General features: G+C 71.1%; 4 protein-coding genes. All 4 read left to right on the top strand.

What is annotated here, in order from left to right:
* The first annotated feature begins 8 nt into the window (after nt 1–8).
* Entirely contained in the window at nt 9–4,202 is a 4,194-nt protein-coding gene (locus AC1DXX_RS32595) for a type I polyketide synthase (RefSeq protein WP_478138336.1), read from the top strand.
* Nucleotides 4,202–6,004 carry a carbamoyltransferase family protein gene (locus AC1DXX_RS32600; protein WP_478138337.1) on the top strand — a complete coding sequence of 601 codons (1,803 nt, stop codon included), beginning with the start codon at nt 4,202–4,204 and terminating at the stop codon, nt 6,002–6,004. The genes AC1DXX_RS32595 and AC1DXX_RS32600 overlap by 1 nt, the downstream gene beginning before the upstream one ends.
* Nucleotides 6,001–6,930 carry an SAM-dependent methyltransferase gene (locus tag AC1DXX_RS32605; RefSeq protein WP_478138338.1) on the top strand — a complete coding sequence of 310 codons (930 nt, stop codon included), beginning with the start codon at nt 6,001–6,003 and terminating at the stop codon, nt 6,928–6,930. Before AC1DXX_RS32600 ends, AC1DXX_RS32605 begins: the two co-directional genes overlap by 4 nt.
* The coding region (locus AC1DXX_RS32610; protein ID WP_478138339.1) for a beta-ketoacyl synthase N-terminal-like domain-containing protein at nt 6,931–8,426 on the top strand (1,496 nt) is incomplete at its 3' end.

An 8,426-nucleotide genomic window follows, 5' to 3' on the forward strand; every position in this document is an offset into this window, starting at 1 on the left:
ACTTCGGCGTGTCCGAGCGGGAGGCGACGGCGATCGACCCGCAGCAGCGCCTGCTGCTGGAGGTGGCGATGGAAGCGCTGGACGACGCCGGCCTGTCGCGCGCGGCGCTCTCCGGCAGCCGAACCGGCGTGTTCGTCGGCGCGTGCGTGAGCGACTACGCGCGCATGGCGCTGGCATCGGGGCGCGAACCCGATGCCTATGCCGTGGCCGGCATCGCAGACGCCATCCTCGCCAACCGGCTGTCTTACCTGCTCGACCTGGCAGGGCCGAGTCTGGCGGTGGACACCGCCTGTTCGTCCTCGCTGGTCGCGCTGCACCTGGCCTGCCAGAGCCTTCGCACCGGTGAGAGCGACACCGTGATCGTCGGCGGGGTCAACGCGCTGCTGGCGCCCGACATCGGTCGTTCGCTGGCGAAGTCCGGCATGCTGGCACCCGATGGCCGTTGCAAGACCTTTGATGCCAGCGCGAACGGCTTCGTCCGCGGTGAGGGGGCGGGCGCGCTGGTGCTGCGCCGTCTGGCCGATGCGATGGCCGCGGGCGATCGCATCCATGCCGTCGTGCGCGGCACCGCCATCAATCAGGACGGCCGCAGCAATGGTTTGACGGCACCCAATCCGCTGGCGCAGGAACAGGTGATCCGGGCGGCGCTCGACAACGCCGGCGTGGCGCCCCGGGACGTCGGCTACGTGGAGACCCATGGCACCGGGACCGCACTCGGCGACCCGATCGAGGTCCAGGCCTTGAGCGCTGTCTATGCGGTGCCGGAGCGCACCCGGGCGCTTCGGGTCGGGGCTGCCAAGGCCAACATCGGCCATCTGGAAGGCGCTTCGGGGGTGGCCGGCGTGATCAAGGCCGTGCTGTGCCTGGCACGGGCACGCATCCCGCGCCAACTTCATTTCACCAGCCCCAACCCGAACTTCGGCGCCGACTTCGCGCTGCATGTGCCGACGACCGACGAGCCGTGGACCACGGGGGAGGATGGCGGGCGCCGCCTGGCGGGTGTCAGCGCCTTCGGCTTCGGTGGTACCAATGTGCATGTGGTGCTCGAGGAGACGCCGCCAGGACTCGTACCGCAGGCCCCGGCTGCGCCGCCCGCGCCGGACGGGGTGACGGCGGATGGATCGACGGGTGCCGTGCTGCTGGCCGTCACCGCGGCCGATGCGGCCGCGCTGGCGGTCCGTGCGCGGCAAGCCGTTGCTGCATTGGAGGCCGGTGCCAACATCGCCGGATTGCAGGCCACCCTGGCACGGCGTGCCAGCCATCTGTCGCACCGTATCGCGGTGACCGGGCACGGGCGCGACGCGCTGGCCGCCGCATTGCGCATCGCGGCCGAAGGCACCACCGGGGCGGACGTGACCAGGGGCATGGCCGGCGACGGTGGGGCAGGGCCGGTGTTCGTCTTCTCCGGCCAAGGCGGTCAGTGGCCCGGCATGGGTCGGGGCTTGTTGAACCTGCCCGTCTTTCGTGCCGTCCTGACGCGTTGCGACGCGGCCCTGCAAGCCGCGGCCGGTTGGTCGCTGATCGAGGTGCTGGAAGGGCGCGACACGACCCGCGACCTCGCCGCCACGGAGGTGGCGCAGCCCGTTCTGGTGGCGGTGCAGATCGGCCTGGCGGCCCTGCTTCGAGATCTCGGCATCGAGGCATCGGCAGTCGTCGGCCACAGCGTCGGCGAGATCGCTGCCGCCGTGGTCGCCGGCGCGCTCACGGCCGAACAGGGGATGGGCATCGCAGCGACCCGGGGCCGGCTGATGGCGGGCTTGGCGGGGCAGGGGGCCATGGCGGTCGTGGACGCGTCCGCCAGCACCATCGCCGCTGCACTGGACGGCCTGGAAGTCGATATCGCCGCGTTCAACGGGCCCGCCTCGGTGGTGGTGTCCGGCCACGTCGAGGCGCTCGACGCGGCGCTTCTGCGGCTCGCGGCGCCCTATCGCCGCCTCCCCGGGGCCTATGCCTTCCATGGCCGCCAGACCGCGCCGGCAGCGGCGGCGCTGGCCGAATCGCTCACCGGGCTGGCGCCGGCTGCACCGACGGTGCGCATGGTCTCGACAGTCACCGGCGTGCCGGTGTCCCGCCTGGACGCCGCCTACTGGGCGCGCAACGCGCGCGAGCCGGTGGCATTTGCCGCTGCGGCTGCGTATCTGATGCAGGCAGGCCACAAGCGCTTCATCGAGCTCGGCCCCCATCCCGCGCTGGTCGCCGTGCTGCAGCAGGCGTGGGATGCGCGCGGGGAAGCCGCTGGCGCATTGACCGCCGTGGGCACGCTGCGCAGGGCAACCGACGACCGGCTGAGCCTGTTGCGCATGGCGGCCAACCTGTTCGTGTGCGGTGTGCCCTTGAACTGGGCCGCGCTCGGCATTGCCGCGGGTCCTGTGACGCCGCTGGCACCGTATCCCTGGCAGCGCAGCCGATGCTGGCTGGCCACGCCGACCGCCATCGCAGCACCGGCCGAGCCAGGGTCGACGGCCCTCTATGCGGTTGAATTCGAGACCGCTGCGGCCGTGGCGCCGGCTTTGCCATCCGCCGGTGCGTGGACGGTGCTCGGTAGCGGCGTGCTGCATGCCGCACTGGTGCAGAAACTGGGTTCCACCCGCGGCGCCGCCCGCCGCCTGCTGGTCTTGAACGCGCTGGAGGCCGACGCCGGCGCCGCGGCGGCGGTCGATGCCTGCGACCTCTGCCTGACGGCGGTACGCGAAGCGGTGGATGCCCCTTTGTGGCTGCTGACCGGCGACCCGACCACCGATCCCGTGGCCGCGGCCCTGTGGGGACTGGCAGCAGGTGTGGGCTGGGAGCGGCCCGGACGCATCGCGGGGGTGATCGGTGTCGTCGGTGGCGCGACGCCCGCCACGGTCGATCGGGTCATCGGCGAGTTGGGCAGCGCCGAGCGGGAAGCTTCGGCCGGGCTGCACGTCGTGCTCGATGGCGAGTGGCGGCGGGTGCCCGCCCTGCGCCGGACCGAGGCTCCGCGCTCCAGCGGTCCCCGCACCAGCCCGACGATCGACCCGGCAGGCGCCTATCTGGTGACGGGCGGCCTGGGCGGCATCGGCCTTGCCTGTGCCCAGTGGCTCGCCGATGCCGGCGCCCGCCACCTGGTGCTGGCGAGTCGTCGCCCCCCCTCGGCGCAGGCGCAACGCTTGCTGGACGCGCTCCGCCGTCGTGGTGTCGGCGTCGACGTGGTCGAGGCGGATGTCGGTCATCCGGCATCGCTCGGCGCGCTGCTCGATGGGTTTGGCTCCCGCTGGCCAGCGCTGCGTGGCATCGTGCACGCGGCGGGGGTGCTGCGCGACAGCTTGCTGCACGGCCAGGACCGGACGGCGCTGGACGAGATCTTCGCTGCCAAGGCGCGGGGCGCCGAGATGCTCGACCGGCTCACCTCCGGGAGAGGCCTGGATTTCCTGGTCTTCATGTCTTCCATGGCCGGGCTGTTCGGTGCCCTGGGCCAGGCTGGCTACGGTGCGGCCAATGCCTTTGTCGATGCACTGGCGCGGCGTCGGCGCGCGCGCGGCGAGGCGGCTCTCAGCATCGCATGGGGCCCCTGGCGCGATACGGGAATGGCCGCGCGACTGGGCGCCGCCGCGACGGACGAACGGCGGGCGCGCGGCATCGGCGCATTGACCACCGCCGAGGCCCTCGACAGCCTGGCCCGCGCGCTCGCACAGACGGCACCGGTGGTGGCGGCGTTGCGCATGGACTGGCCCCGCTTCCTGGCTTCGCTGCCCGCCGTTGCCGGTCCCCTGGCCGCATCGGCGGTGGCTGCGATCGCCACGCCTTCCATCGCACCGTCCCCCATGCCGCCCCGCATCGCCAGCGTGCGCGCCGAACTGGCCGCGCTGCCGCCGCTGGGACGGCGGGCACGGCTGCAGCTGATTGTCGAAGAGACCCTCGCGACGGTCATGGGCGGCGGGCGACTCGACGTCGACCGCGGCTTCTTCGAACAAGGCATGGATTCGCTGATGGCGACCGAATTTCGCGCACACCTCAACGCGCTGCTGGGCGGCGCGGTCGGGGCGACGGCGGTCTTCGAGCACGCCACGGTGATGGCGCTGTCCAGTCACCTGGGGGGCGTGCTGGCTGTCGATGCGCTCCCTTCCGGCGTTGTCGTGGCCCCAGCCACGCAGCCACCCGACATCCTGGCCGAACTGCTTGCCGCACTGGACACGGCAACCGGTCCGCAGACGGCTGCGGCCGAAACGAAAGATTCTTGATGGCAACCTACTATGTCGGGCTGGCGGCATCCTTCCACGATCCCGCCCTGTCCATCGTCTCGCCGGACGGCGAGGTGTTGTTCGCCGAGGCGCAGGAGCGCTACCTTCAGGACAAGCGTGCATTCAACGCCGTGCCCGATCACATCCTGCGGGCGCCCAAGCTGATCCGCGAATACTGCGGGCCCGACGCCGAGGTGGTGGTCGCACTGACCTGGAGCAGGCGGGTCCTCAAGTCCCTGTGGCTGGCGTCCCTGGTCGACGTGCCTGGCATTGGCGGGCTGTTGACGCCGGTCAACGATTTCTTCCTCGCGCGGCGCGATCATCTGGTGTGGCCCTGGCCCCGTTTCGACGCTTTGCGCCGGGGCATGCTGAGCACCCTGAGCCTGGCCGGGCACAACCTCGGAGCGCTGCGCAACCAGGGCTTCCGGCTGACCGGCATTCGCCGCTACGAACACCATCTGACGCATGCCGCGACGGCCTGCTTCACCAGCCCCTTCGATGCGGCCGCCTGCGCGGTGGTCGACGGCTACGGCGAATGGAGCTCGACGAACTTCTACAACTACGAGAACGGTGTGATCACACCGCTGCGCAAAGGCCCGGGCGCGCTCGGCGTGCAGAACGCCGGCAGCCTCGGCATGTTCTATTCCAAGGTATGCGCGCTGTGCGGCTTCGACGCGGTGCAGGGCGAGGAGTGGAAGGTCATGGGGCTGGCGCCCTATGGCCGCCACGACGAGGAGTTCGATGCGCTGCTGCGCCCGCTGGTGATGGTCGAGGGATTGGCCTTGCGCAATCCGGACGCGCGGGACACGGCCCGTCGGCTGGCGGCCGTGCAGGCGCTGATGGCGCAGGCCGAGCGCGATCCCGACCCTGCGGTGTACCAGCGGCGACGTGCCGACCTGGGCCGGACCGGGCAGGAGATTTTCAGCGACGTGGCGGGCGGTCTGCTGGCCGCGCTGCACACGGCGCAGCCACACGACAACCTGGCCTTCGGCGGGGGGTGCGCCCTCAACTCCTCCTACACGGGGCAGATCCTGCGCAACACGCCCTTTGCCGCAGTCCATGTGCCGATGGCGCCCGGCGACGACGGGAACGCGCTCGGCGCGGCCCTGCTGGCCTGGAGCGCCGACCATCCGGGCCGTGCGCCCGTCGCGGCCCGGCCGCTGTCGCCCTACCTCGGCAGCACGGCCTCGGCGTCGGCGCTGGAGCGCCTGGTTCGCTTGGGCGGCTTCTCCTCGTTGCAACACCTGCCGGACGGGGCGGTCGTCACCCGCACGGCGGAACTGCTGGCACAGGGGCGCATCGTCGGCTGGTTCCAGGGCCGTGCCGAGTTCGGCCCGCGCGCCCTGGGCAACCGCTCGATCCTCGCCGATCCGCGCGATGCCTCCATGAAGGACCGCATCAACGACAGCGTGAAGTTCCGCGAGGAGTTCCGCCCCTTTGCACCCTCGATCCTGCACGCGCACGGACCGGAGTGGTTCGAGGACTACCAGTACAGCCCCTACATGGAGCGCACGCTGGTCTTCCGGCCCGAAGTCCGTGCCCGGGTGCCGGCGGTGGTGCACGAGGATTTCACCGGGCGTCTGCAGTCGGTGACCACTGCGCTCAACCCGCGCTATCACGACCTCATCGCCGCCTTCCACGCGCTCACCGGCGTACCGATGCTGCTGAACACGAGCTTCAACGTCATGGGCAAGCCGATTGCCCACTCGGTCGAGGACGCCGTCGCCGTCTTCGCCACCAGTGGCCTGGATGCCCTGGTCATCAACGACTACCTCATCGAAAAACAGAGGACTGTGTCATGACGGACCTGCAAGCCAACCAACGCACCGAACGCGGCGTCGCCGCGTTCTACGACACCGTGAACGGATTCATCACGGAGAAGAGCCGCTTCTTCAACCAGGGCTACTGGAAGGACGGCCCGACCAGCCAGGACGAGGCGTGCCGGGCGCTGGTCCGGCTCGTGGGGGAGGCGGCGAGCCTGAAGTCCGGCGACCGGGTGCTAGACGCCGGCTGTGGCTATGGCGACCAGATCCTCACCTGGGTGGGCGAGTTCGACGTGGCCCATGTGCTGGGCATCACGCTGTCCCAGACCCAGCTGCACGCCGCGTTCGGGCAGTGCCAGCGTGCCGGCATCGTCGAGCGGGTGGCGCTCAAGCGCATGTCCGCGACGCAGCTGCAGCTCGACGACGCCAGCGTGGACAAGGTGGTGGCGGTGGAGAGTGGCCATCATTTCCAGACCCGCGAGGCGTTCTTTCGCGAATCGCGCCGGGTGCTCAAGCCTGGTGGGCGCTTCGCGGCCTGCGACATCCTGCCGATGCCCAGGGACATGGCCGGCAGCTATGGCTGGGTGGTCGATGCCATGCGGCGCTACCCCAACGAATCGATGATGCCGCGAGCCAATGTCGTGGACCGTTCCGTCTATCGGCGGCAGCTGGAAGAGGCCGGGTTCGTCAACGTGCAGGTGGTGTCGATCCGCGAGCATGTCTACGAGCCGATGGCCCGCAGCCTGCGCAAGCGCCTGGCGACCGGGCGCCTCAAGCCACTGACGCCGTTGACCAGCGTGTCGCCGCGCCTGCTGCTGGATCGCGACCGGCTGCACTACGTGCTGGCCCTGACGCAAATGCTCACGGCCTTCGCCAACCCGCTCACCTGGCCGGGCGCGCTCAACGCCTGCAGGCATGGCCCGCTCGACTACGTGCTGGCCGCGGCCGACGTTCCGGTGGTGTGAATGGCCGATCCATCCGATCCATCCGATCCATCCCATCGCGAGCTGCTCGCCCGAGCTGCTGCCGAGATCAAGGCGTTGCAGGCGCGGCTGCAGGCTGCGCCGTCTTCGGGCCATGCCGAGGCGCCGGTGGCTGTGATCGGTGTCGGCTGCCGTTTTCCCGGCGGCGCCGACAACCCGGAGGCCTACTGGCGGCTGATCGAGGAGGGCGGCGATGGCATCCGTCCGGTGCCGGCGCAGCGATGGGATGTGGACGCGCTGTACGACCCGGAGCCGGGAAAGCCCGGCCGTGTCTACACGCGCACCGGCGGCTACCTGGATGAGGTGGACCGCTTCGATGCCAGCCTGTTCGAGATCACCGGCGCCGAGGCGGACAGCCTGGATCCGCAGCAGCGCCTCGTGCTGGAGACCGGCTGGGCCGCGCTGGAGCACGCCGGCCTGGCCCCCGCGATGCTTCGGGGCAGCCGCACCGGCGTGTTCGTCGGCATCGGCCTCGATGACTATGCGCGCTTGATGCAGGCCGCCGGTGTGGGGACGGACCGCATCGACCCCTACATGGGAACCGGGACCGGCTTCTGCTTTGCGGCCGGACGTCTGTCCTACGTGCTCGGTCTGCAGGGACCCAGCCTGTCGCTGGACACGGCCTGCTCGTCGTCCCTGACGGCCGTGCATCTGGCCTGCCAGAGCCTGCGCACCGGCGAGTGCGACATGGCGCTGGCCGGTGGCGTGAACCTGATTCTCTCGCCCGATCTGACGGTTTACCTGTGCGGCGTGCGTGCGCTGTCGCCGGACGGGCGCTGCAAGACCTTCGATGCGGCGGCCGATGGCTATGGCCGCGGCGAAGGCGCTGGCCTGGTCGTGCTGAAGCGGCTGGACGCCGCCCTGGCTGCTGGCGACCGGGTGTTGGCGGTGATTCGCGGATCCGCCATCAACCACGATGGCGCCAGCAGCGGCCTGACGGTGCCCAACCTGGAAGCGCAGAAAGCCGTGATCCGCGCCGCGCTGGCGCAGGCCGGCGTTGCGCCCGCGGCCGTCGACTATGTGGAGACGCATGGCACCGGCACCGCGCTGGGCGATCCCATCGAGGTGGCGGCGCTCGGTGCCGTCTACAGCGCCGGCCGCAGTGCCGATCGCCCCTTGCATCTTGGTGCGGTGAAGGCGCACATCGGTCATCTGGAGCCCGCAGCAGGCATCGCCGGCCTGATCAAGCTTGTCCTGGCGCTGCACCATCGCACGCTGCCGCCGCAACGCCCCATCGGGCGCCTCAATCCGGCGCTGGCCCTCGATGCGATTCCGGCCCGCATCAGCGCGCAGGCGGCGCCCTGGCCGGCCCCTGCCGACGGAGACCGCATCGGCGCGGTGAGCGCCTTCGGCTTGTCCGGGACCAACGCCCACGTGGTGGTCGCGGAGGCACCGATCGGCGCGGCGGCGGCGGTGCGGCCGGACGTCCGTCCCGGGCAGGCGCGGGCGCTGGCGCTCGCTGCCGCCACGCCGGCGGC

Source organism: Variovorax sp. P4_B10 (assembly GCF_056402375.1).

Coding starts and splice junctions, on each gene's coding strand:
- AC1DXX_RS32605 (WP_478138338.1), top strand. CDS start 6,001: ATGACGGACCTGCAAGCCAACCAACGCACCGAACGCGGCGTCGCCGCG.
- AC1DXX_RS32600 (WP_478138337.1), top strand. CDS start 4,202: ATGGCAACCTACTATGTCGGGCTGGCGGCATCCTTCCACGATCCCGCC.